At 62.9% G+C, this 21841-nt stretch carries 15 protein-coding genes; 4 read left to right on the top strand and 11 right to left on the bottom strand.

Going from position 1 to position 21841, the window contains the following annotated elements; genetic code table 11:
* Positions 1–4 precede the first annotated feature (4 nt).
* From acnD to H6955_01635, 5 genes are all read right to left on the bottom strand, one after another.
* Positions 5–2599: a Fe/S-dependent 2-methylisocitrate dehydratase AcnD gene (gene acnD / locus H6955_01615; protein ID MCP5312223.1), complete on the bottom strand. Its 2595-nt coding sequence runs from the start codon at positions 2597–2599 to the stop codon at positions 5–7.
* Positions 2600–2621: 22 nt separating this feature from the next.
* The gene (gene prpC, locus H6955_01620) at positions 2622–3770 is read right to left on the bottom strand and encodes a 2-methylcitrate synthase (GenBank protein ID MCP5312224.1); all 1149 of its coding nucleotides are present in this window, start codon (positions 3768–3770) and stop codon (positions 2622–2624) included.
* Positions 3771–3876: 106 nt separating this feature from the next.
* Positions 3877–4767 (bottom strand): methylisocitrate lyase, encoded by an 891-nt coding sequence (gene prpB, locus H6955_01625; protein MCP5312225.1) that lies wholly within the window; start codon positions 4765–4767, stop codon positions 3877–3879.
* Between the two features lie 4 nt (positions 4768–4771).
* Positions 4772–5422 (bottom strand): GntR family transcriptional regulator, encoded by a 651-nt coding sequence (locus H6955_01630; GenBank protein MCP5312226.1) that lies wholly within the window; start codon positions 5420–5422, stop codon positions 4772–4774.
* 61 nt (positions 5423–5483) lie between these two features.
* Positions 5484–7379: a propionyl-CoA synthetase gene (locus tag H6955_01635; protein ID MCP5312227.1), complete on the bottom strand. Its 1896-nt coding sequence runs from the start codon at positions 7377–7379 to the stop codon at positions 5484–5486.
* Positions 7380–7734: 355 nt separating this feature from the next.
* Here H6955_01635 and H6955_01640 point away from each other — a divergent pair, with 355 nt between their 5' ends.
* The 4 genes from H6955_01640 to H6955_01655 all read left to right on the top strand — a co-directional run bounded on the left by H6955_01640 (position 7735) and on the right by H6955_01655 (position 13582).
* Positions 7735–8508 carry an FkbM family methyltransferase gene (locus H6955_01640; protein MCP5312228.1) on the top strand — a complete coding sequence of 258 codons (774 nt, stop codon included), beginning with the start codon at positions 7735–7737 and terminating at the stop codon, positions 8506–8508.
* 74 nt (positions 8509–8582) lie between these two features.
* Entirely contained in the window at positions 8583–10664 is a 2082-nt protein-coding gene (locus H6955_01645; protein MCP5312229.1) for a PAS domain S-box protein, read from the top strand.
* Positions 10665–10888: 224 nt separating this feature from the next.
* Positions 10889–11545 (top strand): response regulator transcription factor, encoded by a 657-nt coding sequence (locus tag H6955_01650; protein ID MCP5312230.1) that lies wholly within the window; start codon positions 10889–10891, stop codon positions 11543–11545.
* Between the two features lie 294 nt (positions 11546–11839).
* Positions 11840–13582: an EAL domain-containing protein gene (locus tag H6955_01655; GenBank protein MCP5312231.1), complete on the top strand. Its 1743-nt coding sequence runs from the start codon at positions 11840–11842 to the stop codon at positions 13580–13582.
* 20 nt (positions 13583–13602) lie between these two features.
* Here H6955_01655 and ppsA read toward each other — a convergent pair whose 3' ends face one another.
* From ppsA to aceA, 6 genes are all read right to left on the bottom strand, one after another.
* On the bottom strand, positions 13603–15972 hold the full coding sequence (ppsA, locus tag H6955_01660) for a phosphoenolpyruvate synthase (GenBank protein MCP5312232.1): 2370 nt from the start codon (positions 15970–15972) through the stop codon (positions 13603–13605).
* A 73-nt stretch (positions 15973–16045) separates the two neighbouring features.
* Positions 16046–16855 carry a kinase/pyrophosphorylase gene (locus H6955_01665; GenBank protein ID MCP5312233.1) on the bottom strand — a complete coding sequence of 270 codons (810 nt, stop codon included), beginning with the start codon at positions 16853–16855 and terminating at the stop codon, positions 16046–16048.
* Positions 16848–17687, bottom strand: a complete 840-nt coding sequence (locus tag H6955_01670; protein MCP5312234.1) for a hypothetical protein — start codon at positions 17685–17687, stop codon at positions 16848–16850. Before H6955_01670 ends, H6955_01665 begins: the two co-directional genes overlap by 8 nt.
* A 170-nt stretch (positions 17688–17857) precedes the next feature.
* Positions 17858–18337, bottom strand: a complete 480-nt coding sequence (gene rraA, locus H6955_01675; GenBank protein ID MCP5312235.1) for a ribonuclease E activity regulator RraA — start codon at positions 18335–18337, stop codon at positions 17858–17860.
* Between the two features lie 8 nt (positions 18338–18345).
* Positions 18346–20085: a bifunctional isocitrate dehydrogenase kinase/phosphatase gene (gene aceK / locus H6955_01680; GenBank protein MCP5312236.1), complete on the bottom strand. Its 1740-nt coding sequence runs from the start codon at positions 20083–20085 to the stop codon at positions 18346–18348.
* 216 nt (positions 20086–20301) lie between these two features.
* Positions 20302–21609: an isocitrate lyase gene (gene aceA, locus H6955_01685; GenBank protein ID MCP5312237.1), complete on the bottom strand. Its 1308-nt coding sequence runs from the start codon at positions 21607–21609 to the stop codon at positions 20302–20304.
* Positions 21610–21841: the final 232 nt, after the last annotated feature.

A 21841-nucleotide genomic window follows, 5' to 3' on the forward strand; every position in this document is an offset into this window, starting at 1 on the left:
GCGATCAGCCGGCTGCCGCCGACTCGAGGAAGTCCTGGGCAAAGCGTTGCAACACGCCACCCGCCTCGTAGATGGTGACCTCTTCGGCGGTATCCAGGCGACAGGTCACCGGAACCGACAGCGTCTCGCCGTTCCTGCGGTGGATCACCAGCGTGAGTTCGGCCCGCGGCGTGCGCTCGCCGATCACGTCGAAGGTTTCGGTACCGTCGATCGCGTAGGTCTTGCGGGTCTCGCCTGGCCGGAACTCGAGCGGCAACACCCCCATCCCGACCAGGTTGGTGCGATGGATACGCTCGAAACCCTCCGCGACGATCGCCTCGACGCCCGCCAGGCGTACGCCCTTCGCCGCCCAGTCGCGCGACGACCCCTGGCCGTAGTCGGCACCGGCGACGATGATCAGCGGTTGCTTGCGTTGCATATAGGTCTCGATCGCCTCCCACATCCGTGTCACCTTGCCGTCCGGTTCGATGCGCGCAAGCGACCCCTGCCGGACCTCGCCGTTGTCCCGCACCATCTCGTTCAGCAGCTTCGGGTTGGCGAAGGTCGCGCGCTGGGCGGTCAGGTGGTCGCCGCGGTGGGTTGCATACGAATTGAAGTCCTCTTCCGGCAGGCCCATCTTCGCCAGGTACTCGCCGGCCGCGCTGGTCGGCAGGATCGCATTCGACGGCGACAGATGGTCGGTGGTGATGTTGTCCCCGAGCACCGCCAACGGGCGCATGCCCTTGAGGGCCCGCTCACCCGCGAGGGCGCCTTCCCAGTACGGCGGGCGGCGGATATAGGTGCTCTGCGGCCGCCAGTCGTACAGCGGCCTGGCCTGCTCGCCGGTCTCCTGATGCAGCGTGAACATCGGCGTGTAGATCGAGCGGAACTGTTCCGGTTTGACGCTTGCATGGACGATCGCATCGATCTCTGCGTCGCTCGGCCAGATGTCCTTCAACGTGACCGGCCTTCCTTCGCTGTCGGTGCCGAGCGCATCCTTCTCGATGTCGAAGCGGATGGTCCCGGCGATCGCGTAGGCGACCACCAGCGGTGGCGATGCCAGGAAGGCCTGCTTGGCATACGGATGGATGCGGCCGTCGAAGTTGCGGTTGCCGGACAGCACCGCGGTCGCGTACAGGTCCCGGTCGACCACCTCTTGCTGAATGGCCGGATCCAGGGCGCCGCTCATGCCATTGCAGGTGGTGCAGGCGAAACCGACGATACCGAAGCCGAGGCGCTCGAGCTCCGGCAGCAGACCGGCCTCCTCGAGGTACAACTGCACGACCTTCGACCCGGGCGCAAGCGAGGTCTTGACCCAGGGCTTGCGGGTCAGGCCCAACGCATTGGCCTTCTTCGCCAGCAGGCCGGCGGCGATCACGTTGCGTGGATTGCTGGTGTTGGTGCAGCTGGTGATCGCGGCGATGATCACCGCACCATCCGGCATCTCCCCGCCATGCTGTTCGACCTTGCCGGCGATGCCGCGCGCGGCCAGCTCGCTGGTCGGTACACGCCGGTGCGGGTTGGACGGACCGGCGATGTTGCGTACCACCGCGGACAGGTCGAAGCGCAGCACGCGCTCGTATTGTGCCTCGGCCAGGCTGTCGGCCCACAGGCCTGCCTGCTTTGCGTAGCGCTCGACGAGGTCCACCTGCTCCGGTTCGCGGCCGGTCAGCCTGAGATAGTCGATGGTCTGCGCATCGATATAGAACATCGCCGCCGAAGCACCGAACTCCGGCGTCATATTGGATATCGTCGCGCGGTCTCCGAGGGTGAGATTCGACGCGCCTTCGCCGTAGAACTCGAGGTACGCAGACACGACCTTCTCGCTGCGCAGGAACTCGGTCAGCGCGAGCACGATGTCGGTCGCGGTGATGCCGGGCTGGCGCCTGCCGACCAGCTCGACACCGATGATGTCGGGCAGGCGCATGTAGGACGCCCGACCCAGCATCACGCTTTCCGCCTCCAGGCCACCCACACCGACCGCGATCACACCCAGCGCATCGACGTGCGGGGTGTGGCTGTCGGTCCCGACCAGCGTATCCGGGTAGGCCACCCCATCCCGCGCATGGATCACCGGCGACATCTTCTCCAGGTTGATCTGGTGCATGATGCCGTTGCCCGGTTGGATCACGTCGACGTTCTTGAACGCCTGCTTGGTCCAGTTGATGAAATGGAAGCGGTCTTCGTTGCGTCTGTCCTCGATCGCGCGGTTCTTCGCGAACGCCTCCGGATCGAAACCGGCATACTCCACCGCCAGCGAGTGATCGACGATCAGCTGCGTCGGCACCACCGGGTTGACCTGGGCCGGGTCCCCGCCCTTCTCCGCGATCGCGTCGCGCAGCCCGGCCAGATCCACCAGTGCGGTCTGACCGAGTATGTCGTGACACACCACGCGCGCCGGGTACCAGGGAAAGTCGAGGTCGCGTTTGCGCCCGACGATCTGCCTCAACGCATCGCCGAGTGCCGCCGGTGCGCAGCGCCGCACCAGGTTCTCGGCCAGCACGCGCGCGGTGTACGGCAGCGTGTCGTAGGCGCCCGGCTCGATCTCGTCGATCGCCTCACGCGCATCGAAATAGTCGAGCGAGGTCCCCGGCAGCGGTTTACGGTGTCTGGTATTCATCGGTTTATCTACACTTGCCCATTCAGCCGCGTTGGTCGAGCGGTACGAATTTCAGGTTCTCAGGGCCGACATAGTTCGCCGAGGGGCGGATGATCTTGCCGTCATGGCGCTGTTCGATCACGTGCGCACCCCAGCCGGTGGTGCGCGCGATCACGAATAGCGGCGTGAACATGTCCGTCGGCACATGCATCTGGTTGTACGAGACCGCGGAGAACCAGTCGAGGTTCGGGAACATCTTCTTCGCGTCCCACATCACCGACTCGATACGCTCCGCGATGTCGAACATCTTGGTGTCCCCGTTCTCTTCAGCGAGGCCGCGCGCGACGCGCTTGATCACCTCGTTGCGCGGGTCGCTGACGGTGTAGACCGGGTGCCCGAAACCGATCACGATCTCCTTGCGCGCGACACGTGCGCGGATATCGGCCTCCGCCTCATCGGGGTCGTCGTAGCGGCTCTGGATGCGGAATGCCTCCTCGTTGGCGCCACCGTGCTTCGGACCGCGCAGCGCCCCGATCGCGGCGGTGATCGCCGAGTGGATGTCGGAATCGGTGCCCGCGACGACGCGCGCGGTGAAGGTCGACGCATTGAACTCGTGCTCGGCGTACAACGTCAGCGAGGTATGCATCGCACGTACCCAGGACGCGCTCGGCTTCTCTCCGTGGAGCAGGTGCAGGAAATGTCCGCCGACCGTGTCGTCGTCTGTCTCGACGTGGATGCGCCGACCGTTCACCGCATAGTGGTACCAGTACAGCAGCATCGAGCCGAAACTCGCCACCAGGCGGTCGATGATGTTGCGCGTCTCGCCCTGCGCATGGTCGGACTTCTCCGGCATGCAGGCGCCGAGTACCGAACAACCGGTACGCATCACGTCCATCGGATGTGCCGACGCCGGCAGTCCTTCGAGGGCCTGCTTCACCGCGACCGGGAGACCACGCAAGGACTTGAGCTTGCGCTTGTAGACATCGAGTTCGGCCCGGTTCGGTAGCCTGCCGTGCACCAACAGGTGGGCGATCTCCTCGAATTCGCAATGCTCGGCGAAATCGAGGATATCGTAACCGCGGTAGTGCAGATCGTTGCCGGTGCGACCGACCGTACAGATCGCCGTATTGCCGGCGGCGGTCCCGGAAAGGGCCACCGATTTCTTCGCCTTGGGCAGGACTTGTTCAGCCATCTTCAGCTCCTCGAGTATTGTCATCCGCATCGGGCACGCGGGACCGAATGCGCCCATCCGACGACGGGCCGATCGCACGGGCAGGCGGCGATCAGGATTGGAAGATTCAGTTGCGCTCGCCGTCCGTGGCGAACAGTTCGTCCAGTTTCCGCTCGAATTCGTGGTAACCGAGGTAGTCGTACAACTCCATGCGGCTCTGCATCAGATCGACGACGTTCTTCTGCGTCCCTTCGCCGCGCAACGTCTGATAGACCTTGAGCGCGGCGGCATTGGCGGCACGGAATGCCGACAGGGGATACAACGCGATCGATACGCCGACACTGCCGAGTTCCTCGGTCGTGAACAACGGGGTCGCCCCGAACTCGGTGATGTTCGCCAGCACCGGCACCTTGACCGCGTCGACGAACTCCCGGTACTGCGGCAACGCATTCATCGCCTCGGGAAAGATCATGTCCGCACCGGCCTCGACACAGGCGCAGGCGCGGTCGATCGCGGACTGCATGCCCTCCACCGCCAACGCGTCGGTGCGTGCCATGACCACGAAGTCCGGATCGGTCCGGGCGTCTACCGCCGCCTTGATCCGGTCGACCATCTCCGACTGCGGCACGATCGCCTTGTTCGGTCGATGACCGCAGCGCTTCTGCTGGACCTGGTCCTCGATATGCATCGCCGCCGCGCCGCACTTGATCATCGAGCGTACCGTACGCGCGATGTTGAACGCGCCGCCCCAACCGGTATCGACATCGACCAGGACCGGCAGCGTCGTCACATCGGTGATCCGTTTCAGATCCGTGAGCACATCTTCCATCGTCGTGATGCCCAGGTCGGGAATCCCGCACGAACCTGCGGCCACCCCGCCGCCGGATATGTACAGGGACTTGAACCCCGAGGCCTCGGCGAGTCGAGCGTGATAGGCGTTGATCGCCCCGACGCACTGCAATGGCCGTTCCGCCTGCACCGCATCCCTGAACTGTCTGCCTGCTGATTCGATTGTCATGGTCTCAACCACCCTGCGAGTTTTCTTTGAGGAGTCGTTCGACGTTTTCGCGCGATGCGCGGACGTGTGCGCGCATCATCAATTCGGCCATCTCCGGGTCGCGTCGTTCGATGGCATCGACGATATGACCGTGTTCCGTGAACGCACGCGGTCCCCGTTTGCTGGGCATCCCGAACTGGTAACGGTATAGACGTACCAGGTGATACAGGTCGTTACACAACAGGTCGATCAGACGGGTGTTATGACTCCCCTGCACGATGCGGTAGTGAAAGTCCAGATCGCCTTCGCGTTGAAAATAGGCGTGCCCCGTATCCTGCGCGATCTGCGCGGCGTGCTGCCCGAGCAGGCCGCGCAGTTCTTCGACCTCCTCGAGCGTCATGTTCTGGGCCGCCAGGCGCGCGGCCATACCTTCGAGTGCCTCGCGCACGTGGAAGATCTCGAGCAACTGCCGGCTGCTCAGCGTCACGACACGGGCGCCGACGTTCGGCCGTCGCACCACCAGGCCGCAGGCCTCCAGTCGCCCGATCGCCTCGCGCAATGGCCCGCGGCTGATGCCGTAGGCGCGCGCGAGTTCCGGTTCGCTGATCTTGCTGCCGGCGGCGATCGTGCCCTCGACGATCGCCTCCTTCAGGCGTGCGAAGATCCGGTCCGGGATGGTGCCCGGACCTTCGTCGCCCCCGGGCGGCACTTCTGCCGTCACGCCAACGGGGTCCACGTCAGGCGCGTGCGTAGCCGATCTCACGCAGCGCCTCGCCGATCTCGTCGAGGATCGCCGGATCGTCGATCGTCGCGGGCATGTTGTACGTCTCGCCGTCGGCGATCTTGACCATGGTGCCGCGCAGGATCTTGCCGGACCGCGTCTTCGGCAGACGCTTGACGATTTTTGCCAGCTTGAACGCCGCGACCGGGCCAATCTGGTCACGCACCCGCTTCACCAGCTCCACGACCACCTCTCCGTCGTCGCGCTCGACACCCGCCTTGAGCACGATCAGACCGAGCGGCAACTGGCCCTTGAGCTGGTCGGCGACGCCGATCACAGCGCATTCGGCGACGTCCTGATGGCCGGCCAGCACTTCCTCGATCGCACCGGTCGACAGGCGATGGCCGGCGACGTTGATGACGTCATCGGTCCGGCTCATGATCCACAGATAGCCGTCCGCATCGCGATAGCCCGCATCGCCGGTCAGGTAGTGCCCGGGGTACTTGCTGAGGTACGACTGTACGAAGCGCTGGTCGTTGCCCCACAGGGTCGGCAGGCAGGCGGGCGGCATCGGCAGCTTGATCACGATGTTGCCCATTTCGCCGTCGGGCATCTCCTCGCCGTCCTCGGACAGGATGCGGACGTCGTAACCCGGCATCGCGACCGTGGGCGAACCCGGTTTGACCTCCATCGGCTCGATCCCCATCGGGTTCGCGGCGATCGCCCAGCCGGTCTCCGTCTGCCACCAATGATCGACGACCGGCTTGCCGAGCTTTTCGCGCGCCCAGAACAGCGTATCCGGATCGCAGCGCTCGCCGGCCAGAAACAGCGTCTGCATGCACGACAGGTCGTAGTGCTTCAGATGGTCGCCGTTCGGGTCTTCCTTCTTGATCGCGCGAAACGCGGTCGGTGCCGTGAACAACACCTTCACACCATGCTCACTGATGACCCGCCAGAACGCCCCCGGATCGGGCGTACCGACCGGTTTGCCCTCGTACATGAGCGTCGTGCACCCCGCAAGCAAGGGGCCGTAAACGATGTAGCTGTGCCCGACCACCCAACCGACATCGGAAGCCGCCCAATAGACGTCACCGGCCTCCACGTCGTAGATATGCTTCATGGTCCACAGCATCGCAACCGCGTGGCCACCGTTGTCACGTACCACGCCCTTCGGTTGCCCGGTGGTTCCGGAGGTATACAGGATGTACAAGGGGTCGGTTGCGTCAACCGACACGCAATCGGCCGGCTCCGCCTGCTCGACGGCACCGTCCCAGTCGTGATCACGCCCGGCGACCAGCGGCGCATCCGCCTGCGGCCGCGCCTTGATGATGCAGGCGCTGGGTTTGTGTTCGGAAAGCGCGATCGCCTCGTCGAGCAACGGTTTGTAGGCGACGACCCGGTTGGGCTCGATGCCGCACGACGCACTGACCACGACCTTGGGTTTGGCATCGTTGATCCGGGTGGCCAGCTCCTTGGCGGCGAAACCGCCGAACACCACCGAATGCACCGCGCCCAGCCGTGCGCTGGCCAGCATCGCGACCGCCGCCTCCGGGATCATCGGCATATAGATCAGCACCCGATCGCCCTTTTCGACCCCCTGGGCGCGCAGCGCGCCGGCAAAGGCGGCAACCGCATCGCGCAGTTCCGTGTAGCTGTAGGTCTTCTTCTGTCCGGTGATCGGCGAATCGTAGATCAACGCCGCCTGTGCACCGCGGCCCGCCTCGACATGGCGGTCTACGGCGTTGTAACAGGTGTTGATCCGGCCCCCAACGAACCAACGGGGCGCCGGCTCGGCGTCCGCGTCGAGTACCTTGTCCCAGGTCCGGTCCCAGACCAGTGACGCCGCGGCGTCGCCCCAGAATGCCGCCGGATCTTCGAGCGAACGGCGATACAGCGCCTGGTAGCTGCTCATGTCTTCCCCCTCTTCGGTCGATCAAGGCGCCGGGAAGACCCGGACGCGGGCGTTACGATGGTCGGTAGTGCCGGCACGCGGGCTACCGGGATCCGACCTCTGAGAATTATTGTCGACAATATTAACGACTGCTCAGCAAAACACGAGGATTTATCGCGCTTTCCACCATTGTTTTTTTCAATGTGTCGACATTGAGAAAATCCGCCCGCGCGGACTGCGGCCCATCGCCTCTGGCCCGGATACCGGGTGCGGCCGGCCGGGTCCGGTCCGCGGGCGCCCGCGAGAGGAAATGCGCTACCCTGCACCCCGCGACCGCAGCGAGGCGCTTGGACCGACTCCAGACCCGACCCATCAGATGATCAATCACCCTGCCAAGATGCGCCCGCCCCTGATCGCGATCGGGGCCTTTCTCGACTATTACGCGGCCCTCCGGCAGCGTGCCGGCCGCACGGTGTTCTGCTTCCAGGTCGGCGCCAACGACGGCCGCAGCAACGACCCGGTACACCGCTATTTCCGGGACTACGCCTGGCGCGGCCTGTTGATCGAACCGCAACGCGACGTGTTCGAGCAGGGCCTGGCACGCACCTATGCCGACAATCCACGGGTGACGTTGCGCAATGTCGCGCTGGGCACCGAAGACGGCAGCCTGCCGTTCTACCGGGTCGCGATCTCCAACGAGCGCTGGGCGCACGGCCTGTCGAGTTTCGTGCGCAGTTCGCTCGAAGAACACATCAGAAGCGGCTATATCGCGCGCAAGGCACACGAACAGGGCCTGTCGCTGCCCGACGACCCGGGGCGGATCATCGAGACCGTACAGGTGCCGACCCGGACCGTGTCGACGCTGTTGAAGGAACACGGCATCGACTTTTACGACGTGCTGTGCATCGACACCGAGGGATACGATTTCGAGATCCTGAAACTGTTCGATTTCGAGCGTTACCGGCCGGATGTTGTACTGTTCGAGAGCAACAACCTGAGCGAAGCGGATTTCGTCGCTGCACATGCCCTGTTGCGCAGATTCGGCTACCGGCTGTACTGGGAGAAAGGCGACACCCTCGCGGTGCGCATCCCCTACCCGTTACACCGCCGTCTGCTGCATCAGGCCAAGGGCTACCTGCGGCGTCTGTAGGAAACCCCAGCCCGGCCTGGCAGCATCCGTGCCGGCTAAACTGCTGCAACGCCGGAACCTATGGGAACGGGAACATGATCGAATCCGACTGGCAGGTACACAGCGAGACCTACGCCGTACCGCGTACCCACGGCGTCATGTTCGGGCCGCTGTTGGCGTTGAGCCTGATCGCGATGTTTCCAATTTTCGACTATGCGGCGAGCTGGCTGTACCCCGGGCGTCCCCACTGGCTATACGACCTGATCGCTGCGACGCTTTCCGCGATGCTGGCTCTGGCGATCGGTTACCGTGGCTACCGTCGTTTCTTCGCCTACCAGCAACTGCTCGAACAACACGTCACGCAGCGCCGGATTGCCGAGAATGAACTCGAGACCCTGTTCTCGCTGTCGCTCGACATGCTGACGATCACCGGACAGGAGCCGCAGTTTTCGCGCGTCAATCCGGCATTCAGCGAGACCCTCGGTTACGACGCGGATGAGCTGCTGGCCCGACCCTATACCGATTTCGTGCATCCGGACGATCGACCCGCCACGCTCGCGGCGATAACCCGGCTGAATGCCGGCGAGCCCATCATCGATTTCGTCAATCGCTACCGACGCGCCGACGGCAGTTACCGTTGGCTGCAGTGGCGTGCCTCGCACAGCAAGGTGCTCGGACTGACCTGCGCGGTCGCGCGAGACATCACCGAGGCGCGAATGCGTGAGCAGGCGCTGGCCGAGAGCGAGCAGCGCTTCCGCTTGCTGTTTGAAAACATGAGCGACGGGGTCGCGGTCTACGAGGCGACCGACGACGGCCGCGATTTCGTGTTTCGCGACTTCAACAAGGCGGGGGAGCGGATCAGCAGAATCAGCAAGGACGAATTGATCGGCCATCGCCTGACCGAGATCTTCCCCGGCGTGGAGACCTTCGGCCTGCTCGACGTGATGCGTGCGGTATGGCACGACGGCGAGCCGCGGAGCCATCCGGCACGACGCTACCGCGACCAGCGACTGGAACTGTGGGTAGAAAACTTCGTTTTCCGGCTGCCGAGCGGCGAGCTGGTGGCGGTGTATCGCGACATCACCGAGCGCAAGGCCGCCGAGGATCTGCTGAGACAGAGTGAAGCACGGTTCCGCGCGGTGTTCGAACAGGCACCGATCGGCATCGATCTGGTCTCTCCGGACGGTCTGGTGATTCGTGCCAACGAGGCGCTGCAGCAGATGCTCGGCTACCGCGAAGACGAGATGCTGGGTCGTAGCTTCAGGGATTGGACGCACCCGGACGACCTCGAAGGCAGTCAGGCGCTGGCACAGCGCCTGCGTGAGGGCGGCGACGACCGCCTGGCGATCGAAAAGCGTTATGTGCGCAAGGACGGCGGCACGATCTGGGCGAACACCCAGGTCGCTGCGGTCCGCGATTCGGCCGGTGTGCTGGACTATTTCGTGGCGATGGTCGAAGACACCAGCGAGCGACACCGTGCGCAGCAGGAAACGCGCGCGCTGCTGGAGCAGAACCGGTTCCTCGCGCGTCGCCTGCTGCAGGTCCAGGAACAGGAGCGCGCCTGGATCGCGCGCGAACTGCACGACGAGATCGGGCAGAGCCTGACCGGTATCAGGGCCGACGCACAGGCCATACTCTCACGCAGTCGAGCACCCGAACTGGTGCCGATCCGTGAGAGTGCCCAGGCCATCGACGAGGTCGCCAACCGACTGTACTCCGCCGCGTATGCCCTGATGCACCAACTGCGCCCGTCACTGCTCGACGACCTCGGATTGCATGCAGGTCTGGATCAGCTACTCGATCACTGGCGCCGCCAGCATCCGCGGACGCGATGCGTCTTCGAGTTCGACGATGCCTGCGAGGCGCTGCCGGACGACACCGAGTTGGTGCTGTACCGGACGGTGCAGGAAGCCCTGACCAACATCTCGAAGCACGCGGCTGCCGCCAGCATCCGCATCGATCTCCGGTGCCTGGCCCCCGAAACCACCGCGCCTGTCCGGATCCAGTTGTGCGTGTCCGACGACGGGCGCGGGTTCGATCCCGATGCCCCGCCGCGTGGCATGGGGTTGATCGGCATGCGCGAGCGGGTTATGTCGGTGGGCGGCGAATTCGACCTGCACACGGCCCGCGGAAAAGGCACCACCGTCTGCGTGAGCATCCCCATTGCGGTCGATTGACGCCAAAATAAGATGATTCCTTATTAAAAACCTTACCGTGCTAACGGATAATCCGTGCGCCCGAAACGGCCGTGCAAACACGCACTAAGCTTCTGTCATGCAAAGCCTGTTCATGCAGTCAGAGTGAGGCCTCCCGGACATCCGGGAAACCTGAAGTTCAGTAGATAGTCACATTATTTTTTGTCGTTTGACGCAATCAGGCGGTAACGGAAATGCGGAGCGGTGTGCAATCGACAGGCAGCAGGACTGGCGACGTCATCCGGACGCTGATCGTCGACGATCATCCGGTGGTACGCGACGGATTCCGCCGCCTTCTCGAAAGCACCGGGGAGATCTCGGTGGTCGCCGAGGCGGACACCGGGGAGGACGGCTACGAGGCATTCAAGGAATACCTGCCCGACGTCGTGATCATGGATCTCACGATGCCCGGCGCGGGCGGGCTTGAGGCGATACGTCGCATCAGTCAATGGGACAGCAACGCGCGGGTACTGGTGTTTTCGGTGCACGAGAACCCCATCTATCCGAAGAAGGCGGCTCAAGCCGGTGCCATCGGCTACGTGAGCAAGCGCTGCGCACCGACGGAGATGATCGAATCCGTGCGTAGAGTCGCGCAGGGCCAGCCGTATTTCGCCTCCAACCCACAGGTACCAGACGACGACCTGCAGGACGAGCAGGCGGCAATCGAGAGCCTCACCTTGCGTGAGTTCGAGGTCTTCAATCTGCTGGCGCTCGGCCATCCGGTGCCCGAGGTCGCGCGGATACTCAATATCAGCCAGAACACGGCCGGCGTACACCAGACCCGTATCATGCACAAACTGGGACTGCAGAATGCCGCTCAACTGGCGCGCCTGGCGATCCGTCACGGCATCGTCCGCGCCTGACATGGCGCCGTCGTTCGAGGTGCAGGCACCGCCGGCGCACCGCGAAACGCAGTGGCCGGCGATCGACATCGCGGTTTCCCGGAAGTGCCCGGCCGGAGTGGCGGTTGCAGCGCCCGTGCAACGGCGACTGCAAGGATGAGCGATGGTGCGACGACCGATCCACACAGCAGCGACGACGGACACGTCACCAGGCAAGGGGAACCCGGCCCCCACGCTGCGCACCTGCGTTTCGTACCGCCAATCGCCGCGCCTGCGCGCTGAGGTCCGCGGATTCCCACCGGGCCGCCCAGGCCCGTGACCCTCCAACCGCCCACACACGAGCGACAGGAGCTCGCCTACCGGGTATTCGAGAACATCCTCGAGGGCGTCATCGTCTGCGACAGCGAGTTGCGCATCCGCATGGTGAATCCTGCGTTCAGCGCGATCACCGGGTTCACCAGCGAACAGGCGATCGGGCAGACACCCAGGATCCTGAGTTCCGGGCGGCACGATCCGGACTTCTATCGAGCGATGTGGGAGACCATCGGGCATACCGGGCACTGGGAAGGCGAGATATGGAATCGGCGCAGGAGCGGTGAGGTCTATCCGGAGTATCTGAGCATTACCGCTCTCAAAGATGAGCACGGTTCCGTCCGGCACTACATCGGGGTGTTCACGGATATCAGCCACCGCAAGCTCTCCGACCACCAGCTGCACCGGCTGGTCCATTACGACAGCCTCACCGACCTGCCCAACCGCGAGACGTTCCGACAGCAGCTCAAGACACGTATCGTGCGCGCGCGGACCAATCAACGTCGTATTGCGGTGCTTTTCATCGATATCGACCATTTCAAATCCGTCAATGATTCGCTGGGACACAGTCAGGGCAACGCCCTGCTCCAGATCGTTGCCGAGCGCCTCAAGAAGGCACTGCGCGAAGGCGACCCGAACCGTCTGCCGGACGTGCTCGCACGCCTGGGGGGCGATGAATTCGTCGCCCTGGTGGACGACCTCGCATTGACCGAACATGCGGCACTGGTCGCCAAGGAACTGATGCAGCGGATCGAGGCACCGATCTCGCTCGGTGGCGTGAATCTGCACGTCAGCGCGAGCATCGGGATCGTGGTCTATCCCGACAGTGCCGACAACGTCGACGATCTGCTGCTGCACGCGGAACTCGCCATGCACCACGTGAAGCAGAACGGGCGCGCCAACCAGCAGTTCTTCACCCAGGCGATGCGTGATCACGTGAAGCGACAGATGGCGCTGCGCAGCGCCCTGCACGGTGCCCTCGAACGACAACAGTTCTATCTGTTGTTCCAACCCCAGGTGGTTGCATCCAGCGGCAGGATAGGATGCATGGAGGCGCTGCTACGCTGGCGCAGCCCCGAACTCGGCGAGGTGATGCCGGCCGAGTTCATCTCGGTGCTCGAAGAGACCGGCGAGATCGAACAGATCGGTCACTGGGTATTGGAAGAGGCGATGCGTCAGTGCCTTGCCTGGCAGACCCACTCCAGCAGTCCAATGCGCGTATCGGTCAACCTGTCTGCGCGACAGATGCGCAGCGGTCTGATCGCCGAACAGATCGCCGATGCACTGCAGCGCATCGGCCTGCCCGCAGGATGCCTGGAACTGGAGCTTACCGAGTCGTTGGCGATGGATGACGTGAACACCACCCAGCGCGCACTCGAATCACTGCACGATCTCGGCGTACGCATCGCGATCGACGATTTCGGTACCGGCTATTCGTCATTGAGCTATCTGCAGCACTTCTACCTGGATGCCCTCAAGATAGACCGCTCGTTCGTCCACCGATGCACGGAGAATCGCCACGAGCGCGAGATCATCCGCGCCACGCTGGCGCTCGCCCACAGCATGGGCCTGGAGGTCATCGCCGAAGGGGTCGAGACCGAGGCACAGCGTGACTTTCTCGTCGGACAGGGTATTGACCTGCTGCAAGGCTACCTGTTCAGCGTGCCGGTCGATGCCGACACGAGCACCGACCTGATCGAGCAATACAACGGAACGACGGATTCGTCGTCACCGACCTGCGACTGAGCGCAAACGATACCGCGGCTTCAGTCACCCGCCTTGCCTGCCAGGTACAGCCAGGTATCGACCACCGTGTCCGGATTCAACGAAATGCTGCTGATCCCCCGCTCCAACAGCCATTTCGCGAGATCCGGGTGGTCCGACGGCCCCTGACCGCAGATGCCGACGTATTTGCCCGCCTTGCGACAGGCGGTGATCGCCATATCGAGCATCTTTAATACCGCCGGGTTGCGTTCATCGAAGCTGTGCGCGATCAACCCTGAATCTCGATCCAGTCCCAGCGTCAATTGGGTCATATCGTTGGAGCCGATGGAGAATCCGTCGAAAAACTCGAGGAACTCCTCGGCCAGCACTGCGTTGGACGGAAGCTCGCACATCATGATGACCCGCAGGCCGTCCTCGCCTCGCCGCAGACCGTTTTCGCCAAGCAGGCGAATCACCCCCTCGGCCTCTTCGAGGGTGCGTACGAACGGGATCATGATCTCCAGATTCTTCAGCCCCATGTCGTTGCGCACCCTGCGGATCGCCTCGCATTCCATGTCGAAACAGGCACGGAAGTTCGGTGCCAGGTATCGCGATGCGCCGCGGAAACCGATCATCGGGTTTTCCTCGTGCGGCTCATACAGGGTGCCTGCGACCAGGTTGGCATACTCGTTGGACTTGAAGTCGGACATCCGCAGGATCACCGGGTGCGGTGCAAAGGCTGCACTGATGCTGGCAATGCCTTCGGCGACCCGCTTGACGAAGTACTCGCGCGGATCCTCGTAGGCCGCTATGCGCTCATCGATCTCGGCGCGGATGTCGGCAGGCACCCGGTTGAGCTGCAGCAATGCCTGCGGATGAATACCGACCATGTTGTTGATGATGAACTCCAGCCGCGCCAACCCCACCCCGGCATTGGGAATCTGCGCGAAGCTGAATGCGCGTTCGGGATTGCCGACGTTCATCATCACCTTGACCGGTACGCTCGGCATACTGTCGAGTTCGATCCGCTTCAGATTGAAATCGAGTACGCCTTCGTAAACGAACCCGGTATCGCCCTCGGCGCACGACACCGTGACCTGTTGGCCATCCTGCACGCGATCGGTCGCGTCCCCGCACCCGACGACCGCCGGAACACCGAGTTCGCGCGCAATGATCGCCGCGTGGCAGGTTCGGCCGCCGCGATTCGTCACGATTGCGGAGGCGCGCTTCATGATCGGTTCCCAATCCGGATCGGTCATGTCGGTGACCAGCACGTCGCCATCACCGATCTTGTCCATGTCGTCGAGGCTGGTGATGATGCGCGCGACGCCCGCGCCAATGCGTGCGCCGATCGATCGACCCTCGGCGAGCACCGACGATCGGGCTTTCATTTCGTAGCGCTCGATCACGTTGCCGCTGCGGCTCTGCACGGTTTCCGGGCGCGCCTGCACGACATACAACTGCCCATCGATACCATCCAGCGCCCATTCGATATCCATCGGCCGGCCATAGTGCTGTTCGATGCGGATCGCCTGACGTGCCAGTTCCTCGACCTGCTCGTCGGTGATACAGAACCGCCGCCGCTGTGTCTCTTCCACCGCAACCGTGGTCACCGGATGACTGCCGGTGTCGGCGTAGATCATCTTGATCGCCTTGCTGCCGACATTGCGACGCAGGATCGCCGGACGTCCGGCCGCCAATGTCGGCTTGTGCACATAGAACTCGTCGGGATTCACCGCGCCCTGCACGACCATCTCGCCGAGCCCGTAGCTGGCTGTGATGAAAACGGCGTCACGAAATCCGCTTTCGGTATCCAGCGTGAACATGACCCCGCTCGCCCCGAGGTCGGAGCGGATCATCTTTTGGATGCCGGCAGACAACGCGACCTGGGCGTGATCAAAACCCTGATGCACCCGGTACGAAATCGCCCGATCGTTGAACAGCGAAGCAAACACCTCGTGGATGCGACGTTTGATGTCGGCCAGGCCGGAGACGTTGAGGACCGTTTCCTGCTGGCCGGCGAACGATGCATCCGGCAGGTCCTCGGCGGTCGCGGACGACCGTACCGCCCAGGTCACCTCTGTGCCGTACTCCCGTTCAAGAACCGCGTAGGCCTGTTCGATCGCATCGTCGAGCACAGGCGGGAATGGCGTCTCCATGACCCACCGGCGGATCTGCCGGCCGGTCTCGGCGAGCTTGCCGACGTCATCGACATCGAGCGCGTTGAGTGTCTGGTTGATACGCTCGGCGAGTCCTTCATGGGCGAGAAACTCCCGATAGGCGTGCGCCGTGGTCGCGAATCCGCCCGGTACCTTGACCCCACCATCTGCAGTGAGGTTGCGCAGCATCTCGCCCAGCGAGGCGTTCTTGCCGCCCACCCGGTCGACGTCGCTCATCTCGACGTCATGCAACCACAGAATATATTCGCTCATCGTCGTCCTCTGTTGTGCTGTACCCCGAGACCCCGCGCCGCGATGTGCATGCGATGTCGCCGCGGATGGTGTCTCACAGGCTTTTCTTGATCAGTGACGCCAGTTCCTCGATGGAATGTGTCGTGGCATCCAAAACCGTCATGCCGTAGCGATGAAACATGTCCTGAGCCATCTGGACCTCTTTGTAACACCGCCGCAAGGTCGCGTATTCGCTGTTCGGCCGGCGCAATTCGCGAATTCCCGCCAGGCGTTCCGGATCGATCGTAAGCGCAAATGCCTTTTCTCTATTGGCCAGCAATTCGTCAGGCAGCTCACCGCGTTCGAAGTCTTCTTCAGTGATCGGATAGTTTGCCGCCCGCACACCGAAGTGCAACGCCAGGTACAGACAGGTCGGAGTCTTTCCCGAGCGCGATACCCCCACGAGTATCACGTCTGCCTGGTCGAACTTGTTCAGGCGCATACCATCGTCATTGTTCAACGCATAGTTGATCGTCTCGATACGCGCCTCGTAGTTGTCGGGATTAAGCAGCCCGTGGCTGATCCCTGAGCGGCGGGTCGGCTCCAGCCCGGTGGCCTCGATCAAATCCGGCATGAAACGATCGAACAGCTCGAAATAGTGGCAGTCTGAATGTTTCAGCAGATTGTTGATCTCATCATCGACCATGGTCGCGAAAACGATCGGCTTGCGCCCCTCGGCCTCGGCGCGATGCGCAAGTTCATTGGCCAGCGCCTGTGCCTTTTCGCGGGTATTGATGAACGGGGTGTACCGGGTGATGAAACGCGCATCGCCAAACTGCGACAACAGACTGTGCCCATAGGCCTCTGCCGTTATCCCCGTGCTCTCGGAGACGAAGTACACCGAGCGGCTCGCCGTCTCAGTCATACAGGTATTCCAGCCAGTGCCCGTCCTTTTCGAGCGCCGCCCGCGCCTCCTGCCAGCGTCCCGGCAGACGCAGGTGCTCAGCCATCGCTTCGTGCATCGCCTCTACGACCTTGCGGTATCCCGCCACGTAAACGAATACGCTGCCCTGGCCCATCAGGCGCCAGAGGGCATCCATATTCGCCGCGGTACTCTCTGCGCTGTCCAGCGCAGTCGCCGAGTAACGGGTCTTGAGGGCCTCGAACGCACGGTGGCTGGCCGCATCGAAATAGTGATGCTGGTCGTCCCGGGCGTCGTTCAGGTACAGGTGCTCGAGCCCGGTCGTCGGACCTTCCAGCATCAGCACCTTGCCCATCCAGTCGAGCCGACGCGCATGGACCTTCTGCGCCAGCCAGCGGAACGGCACCATGCCGCAACCTGCACCGATCAGCACCATGTTGCTGCGTGAGCCCATCGGGGGATAGAAAGGGTAAGGATAGGGTCCGTACAGGGGCATGCTGTCGCCCGGTTCGAGGGCCACCAGCTGCTGTGCCATGCCGGAACCGACCTCCGGATCGAGCTGGCGGACAAACAGCGTGATGTCGATGGTTTCTTCGAACGGCACCTCGCCGACACTCTCGACACTGTAGAAACGCAGCCCGCGTACCCCATCGGACACCGTATGGCCCGGCGCGAGGAACCCGACGTCCATGCCCGCTTCGAACGCCCTGCCCTGCGGCGCCAGATTGAACATCAGCTTGATGACCGGTGGTGTTCCCGAATGATCGACCGCCACGGACTTGTGCACCAACTGCGCGACAATCGGCTCCTCGATCGCGGCATCAGGCTTGATCATCTCTCTCAGTCCTCGCTTTCGTTTGCACTTTCGCCGACCTCAGCCGGCACATTCCGGATTCACCGGCCGATCGAAACCGTATCGGTCCGGCCGCCGGTCAAGTTTAGCTTCGCCAGGCGATGCCGGCACCGCACGCCGTGGAAGAGTCCCGGCGTCGACAGGCCCAGGGCTCATAGCAGTGGCCTGCTGCTGCAGATGATCCCGTCTTCGTCGGCGTACAGGTAATCGCCGGCCTCGAAATTGACGCCGGCGAAACGCACCACCACATCACGCTCACCGATACCTTTCTTCACACTCTTCAGCGGGTGCGTGCCGAGCGCCGAGACACCGAGATCCATCTGCCGGATCTCGTAGGCGTCGCGGATCATTCCGTTCAACAACACGCCCGCCCAGCCGTTCCCGACCGCCTTGGCGGCCAACAGATCACCCAGCATCGCACAACGTCTCGATGCACCCGCGTCGACCACCAGCACCCGGCCCCGTCCGGGCTCGTCGAGCGCCTCGCGGACCAGTGAATTGTCCTCGAAACACTTGATCGTCGAGACAGGCCCCGCATACCTCGGGCGGCCACCGAACGAAAGGAACCCGGGTTCGCATACCTGCAGCTCGTCGGAGAACTGATCGCAAAGGTCCGCTGTCTTGAATGTCATCGAAGCCGTCAATCCTCGCCGTAAATGTATCGAAAACGTTTGCTCACGGAATAGGGAAACACGTCGCGCTGGCGGCCGTTGCGTATGTCTTCCTGGATACCTTTCCAGTAATCGGCGTCCAGCAGATCGCTATGATGTTGCATGAAGGCGCTGCGCAGGTCCGGGTCGATCAGCAGGAAGTGCGCGAATTCCTCGGGAAACACGTCTTTGGGAGCCACCGAGTACCAGGGTTCCGCGGCCATCTCGTCCTCGGGCGTACGCGGTGGCGGAATGTGCCGGAAATTGATATCCGTCATGAACTCGATTTCATCGTAATCATAGAAGATCACGCGTCCGTGGCGCGTCACGCCGAAGTTCTTGTACAGCAGGTCGCCGGCAAAGATGTTGGCTGCAGCCATCTCCTTCAGGGCATCGCCGAACCCGATCAACGCCTGCTTTTTCTGTTCCGTGCTGGCGGTCTGGAAGAACAGATTGAGCGGTTCCAACCGCCGCTCTATGTACAGATGCCGGACGATCACCTTGTCGCCTTCGAGTTCCAGACTCTTGCCGCACTTCTCCTGCAATTCCTGCATCAGTTCCGGGTGGATGCGTGCCACCGGGAACGCGGCGTACGAATACTCGAGCGTGTCGGCCATGCGTCCGACCCGATCGTGCATCTTGACGATCTGGTACTTGCGTTTGACCGTCTCGCGATCCACCTCCTTGGGCGGTCGGAAGTGGTCGTTGATCACTTTGAACACGTAGGGGTACGACGGCATCGTGAACACCGTCATCACCATGCCCTTGATGCCGGGCGCGATCTCCAGCTGATCGGTGGAGTGCGCCAAGTGGTGCAGGAAACCGCGGTAGAACTCTGACTTGCCCTGTTTCTGCAGACCGATCGCCGTGTACAGGTCCGCCTTGGTCTTGGTGGGCAGCATGCGGTTGAGAAAATGCACCACCGCGGCCGGGGTGTCGGTCTCGACCATGAAGTAGGCGCGTGCAAAGCTGAACAGGTTGGCGATGTCGTCGCCATCCGTGAGCAGGGTGTCGACGTATACCGCACCGCGTTCGTCATTGAGGATCGGAATCACGAAGGGAATCACGTCGGCGCCGTTGATTGCGCGTCCCACGATGTACGCCGCCTTGTTGCGATAGAAGGGCGCGCGCAGGACCTGCAAGTGGAAATGCCGGCGCAGCGGAACCTGTGCCATTCTCGCGGATTTCGCCTGCCTTACCAGGCGTCGCACGTCACGGTGGATGTCCTCGAACGGCAGTTCGCAGCGAAACGCGTGCAGGATCTCGCACACCGATCGCGTCAGTCCGTTGCGAATCGGATAGTAGCTGTCGTATACCGGGTCGGCATCGTCGAGATACTCGGTAGACAGCCCGGGGCGCACGAAGATGTTGTCATTGTTGTAGTAGCGCCGATGGAACAACCAGGTAAACACCGAGTTATAAAAGGTCTCGGCGAGCTCCGGCTGCTTGTGCTCGTAGAGCAGACCGATGTAGCGCAGCTTGACCTCGCGCCAGAGTTCCTCGTCCACCTCGCCCTGCAGATCGAATTCCGCTTTGAGTCGGTCGGTGGCCTCGACGATTCGCTGGGTGTAGAGGTTGATGCGGTCGCTCGCCGCCTGTCGCTGTGCAGACCAGTCACAGGCCTCAAAGCGCTCCCGCGCGGCAGCGGTTATCTCGAGAAATATCCTGTAGTGACGGTTGAAGCCGTCGAGGATGGTCTCCGCGATGCGACGGGCATAGAGGTCTGTCATGCGCGCGCGGTCTTCCGCATTGGTCGAGCGATCGGCCAATGATGACCTTTCGGACGTGCCAGCGCCACGCCCGGATGGCACCGAAGCAGCCGGGTCGATCTGGGGCACTTGACGGGGCATGACGTTTTACGGGGATCGCGCTGGCGTGACGGCAGCCTGCCCGCGAGGTCCGTTCCGGATTCTCCGGAACGGACCCTGCGGCTCAGTAGTCACCCGTCAGGCAAACTGTTCCTCTTCGGTTGAACCGGCAAGCGCGGTCACCGAAGACGCGCCACCCTGGATCACGGTCGTGACGTCATCGAAGTAACCGGCCCCGACCTCCTGCTGATGCGAGACGAAGGTATAGCCACGATCGCGAGCGGCGAACTCGGGCTCCTGGACCTTTTCCACGTAGTGTTTCATGCCCTGGCCGCGTGCGTAGTCGTAGGCGAGATCGAACATGTTGAACCACATGTTGTGGATCCCTGCCAGGGTGATGAACTGGTACCTGTAACCCATCTCGGACAAGGCGTCCTGGAACCTGGCGATGGTCGCGTCGTCGAGATTCTTCTTCCAGTTGAACGACGGCGAACAGTTGTAGGCCAGCAGCTTGTTCGGGTTCTCGGCGAGTACCGCCTCGGCGAATTCGCGCGCAAAGCCCAGGTCCGGCGTACCCGTTTCGCACCACACCAGATCGGCGTACGGCGCATAGGCGAGGCCGCGGCTGATTGCCTGCTCGAGACCGTTCCTGACCCGGTAGAAACCTTCCGATGTCCGCTCACCGGTGAGGAACGGCCTGTCGTTCGGGTCCACGTCGTTGGTCAACAGGTTCGCAGCCTCGGAATCGGTGCGCGCCAGCAGCAACGTCGGCACACCCATCACGTCCGATGCGAGTCGCGCGGCGATCAGTTTCTCGACCGCCTCCTGGGTGGGCACCAGGACCTTGCCCCCCATGTGACCGCACTTCTTCACGGCCGCGAGCTGATCTTCGAAATGCACCCCCGAGGCGCCGGCGCCGATCATGTTCTTCATCAGCTCGAAGGCGTTGAGCACGCCACCGAATCCCGCCTCGGCATCGGCAACGATCGGCAGAAAATAATCGGTGTAGCCTTCCTGGCCTGGACCGATCTCCCGCGACCACTGGATCTCGTCCGAGCGTTTGAACGCGTTGTTGATGCGCCGAACCATGGTCGGCACCGAGTCGTAGGCGTACAGCGACTGATCCGGGTACATCGTCTCCGAGGTGTTGCCGTCGGCCGCCACCTGCCAACCGGAAAGGTAGATCGCCTCGATACCGGCCTTGGCCTGCTGCACCGCCTGACCGCCGGTCAGCGCACCCATACAGTTGACGTAGCCCTTTTTCGCCGTGCCATGCAGCAGCTGCCAGAGCTTCTCGGCACCACGGCGCGCGAGCGTGTGTTCAGGTTGCACGGAGCCGCGCAACCGCACGACGTCCGCCGCCGAGTAACCGCGTCGCACATCGAGCCAGCGCGGGTTTTCCGCCCAGTCTTTTTCGATGGCCTTGATTTGTTCGTCTCGGGTCATTTTCTCACTCCCGTCTATCGTGTAATTGTCCAGACCTGACTCGGTCCGACCGCCCGTCGGCGGTGTTGTTGCTCAGCCTTTTGCTGCATTGCAGCAATCGCCCTAAGCTACCGGCACTGACGGTCCAGATCAATCATCCGCGGCGGCGTCGCCGTGCATCAGCGATTCCGCTGACCTTTGGTTTTATTATCTTTAAAACAATAGCTTATGGAGCCACCATGCGTGTTGTGCA

Source organism: Chromatiaceae bacterium (genome assembly GCA_024235395.1).
Classification (GTDB): Bacteria; Pseudomonadota; Gammaproteobacteria; order Chromatiales; family Chromatiaceae; genus Thiosocius.

Bases quoted from the DNA above. Each gene is read 5' to 3' on its own strand.
- prpC (MCP5312224.1), bottom strand. From the start codon at position 3,770: ATGGCTGAACAAGTCCTGCCCAAGGCGAAGAAATCGGTGGCCCTTTCC.
- acnD (MCP5312223.1), bottom strand. From the start codon at position 2,599: ATGAATACCAGACACCGTAAACCGCTGCCGGGGACCTCGCTCGACTAT.
- aceK (MCP5312236.1), bottom strand. From the start codon at position 20,085: ATGACAGACCTCTATGCCCGTCGCATCGCGGAGACCATCCTCGACGGC.
- H6955_01670 (MCP5312234.1), bottom strand. From the start codon at position 17,687: ATGATCAAGCCTGATGCCGCGATCGAGGAGCCGATTGTCGCGCAGTTG.
- aceA (MCP5312237.1), bottom strand. From the start codon at position 21,609: ATGACCCGAGACGAACAAATCAAGGCCATCGAAAAAGACTGGGCGGAA.
- ppsA (MCP5312232.1), bottom strand. From the start codon at position 15,972: ATGAGCGAATATATTCTGTGGTTGCATGACGTCGAGATGAGCGACGTC.
- H6955_01640 (MCP5312228.1), top strand. From the start codon at position 7,735: ATGATCAATCACCCTGCCAAGATGCGCCCGCCCCTGATCGCGATCGGG.
- prpB (MCP5312225.1), bottom strand. From the start codon at position 4,767: ATGACAATCGAATCAGCAGGCAGACAGTTCAGGGATGCGGTGCAGGCG.
- H6955_01645 (MCP5312229.1), top strand. From the start codon at position 8,583: ATGATCGAATCCGACTGGCAGGTACACAGCGAGACCTACGCCGTACCG.
- H6955_01635 (MCP5312227.1), bottom strand. From the start codon at position 7,379: ATGAGCAGCTACCAGGCGCTGTATCGCCGTTCGCTCGAAGATCCGGCG.
- rraA (MCP5312235.1), bottom strand. From the start codon at position 18,337: ATGACATTCAAGACAGCGGACCTTTGCGATCAGTTCTCCGACGAGCTG.
- H6955_01665 (MCP5312233.1), bottom strand. From the start codon at position 16,855: ATGACTGAGACGGCGAGCCGCTCGGTGTACTTCGTCTCCGAGAGCACG.